Below are 1,202 nucleotides of genomic sequence, written 5' to 3'. Positions count from 1 at the left end.
GGCCGCCAAAACCGTCATCATCCACCCTTGCCGGTTGCGGGCCGGGCCGCGGATCGCTATGGCTTGACCCATGTTTCGATTGGCCCATATCTCGGATCCCCATCTTGGTCCGCTGCCGAAAATGTCGCTGCGCGAACTCGCGTCCAAGCGCATCACCGGCTATGTGAACTGGCAGCGCAACCGCCGCAAGCAGCTTTTTGGCGACACGCTCGAGAATCTGCTCGCCAGCATCAAGCAGGCGGCGCCCGATCACGTCGCCATCACCGGCGACCTGGTCAACCTCGCGACGCGGACCGAAATCGACTCGGCGCGGGTCTGGCTCGAGACCGGGTTCGAGCCCGAAGAGGCCACGCTGGTGCCCGGCAATCACGACGCCTATGTCCCCGGCGCGCTCAAACGCGCCAAGGCCGCCTGGCGTCCCTGGATGGTCTCCGACGCGGATGCGCCCGAGGCGAAGCTGTTTCCGAGCTACCGGCGCCGCGGCCCGGTGGCGCTGATCGGCATCTCGTCGGCCAACGCCACGCTGCCCTTCGTCGCCACCGGCGATTTCGGCGACAAGCAGGCGCGCGCGGCGGGCAAGCTGCTCGACCGGGCGCGCGAGGACGGTCTGTTCCGCGTGGTGATGATCCATCATCCGCCGGTGCGCGGCGCGGCGCAATGGAACAAGCGGCTGCGCGGCATCGGCCGGTTCGGCAAGATGCTCAAGAACCACGGCGCCGAGCTGGTGCTGCACGGCCACACCCATCTCGACACGCTGTACCATCTCAGCGGCCGCGACGGCGATGTGCCGGTGGTGGGCATTGCCTCCGCCAGCCACGGCCCCGGCGGAGGCCGCCCGCCCGCCGGCTTCAACCTGTTCGACATCGACGGCGAGCCCGGCAACTGGCGGATCGTCCACCGCCGCATGCGGCTGTCGGGCCATGGCCCGGGCTTTGACGAGACCCGGGAAGGCCTGATCGGCTGATGCCTGTCGCGCTCTAAAGGCGCATGCGCGCGCGGGAGAGCCCCAGCCTCAGTTGACCATCGCCGACAGCCGGTCCCAGAACGCCACCACCAGGGCGGCGGCGCCGGCGACGCAGCCGAGAATGAACCAGGAGGCGCCGAGCGCGAAGCCGGTCCCGCGCGACGGCTTCGACGGCGCGGGCGCCGGAGCGTCCGGCCGCGCCGCGACCGGAGCGGGCCGTGCAGCCTCTGCAGTGTCC

The 1,202-nt window shown here is 70.2% G+C and carries 2 protein-coding genes; one reads left to right on the top strand and one right to left on the bottom strand.

The genetic code is table 11. The features are described 5' to 3' along the window. Nucleotides 1-70: 70 nt before the first annotated feature. Nucleotides 71-964: a metallophosphoesterase gene (locus LL06_RS25330; RefSeq protein WP_035533643.1), complete on the top strand. Its 894-nt coding sequence runs from the start codon at nt 71-73 to the stop codon at nt 962-964. Nucleotides 965-1,012: 48 nt separating this feature from the next. Here LL06_RS25330 and LL06_RS27820 read toward each other — a convergent pair. Continuing rightward, a partial coding sequence (locus tag LL06_RS27820) for a hypothetical protein (protein ID WP_035533641.1) occupies nt 1,013-1,202 on the bottom strand: 190 nt, incomplete at its 5' end.

The organism is Hoeflea sp. BAL378 (assembly GCF_000759435.1).
Taxonomy (GTDB): domain Bacteria; phylum Pseudomonadota; class Alphaproteobacteria; order Rhizobiales; family Rhizobiaceae; genus Hoeflea.
The sequence above is the reverse complement of the archived record's forward strand: the minus strand, read 5'-3'. Positions and strand labels throughout refer to the sequence as shown.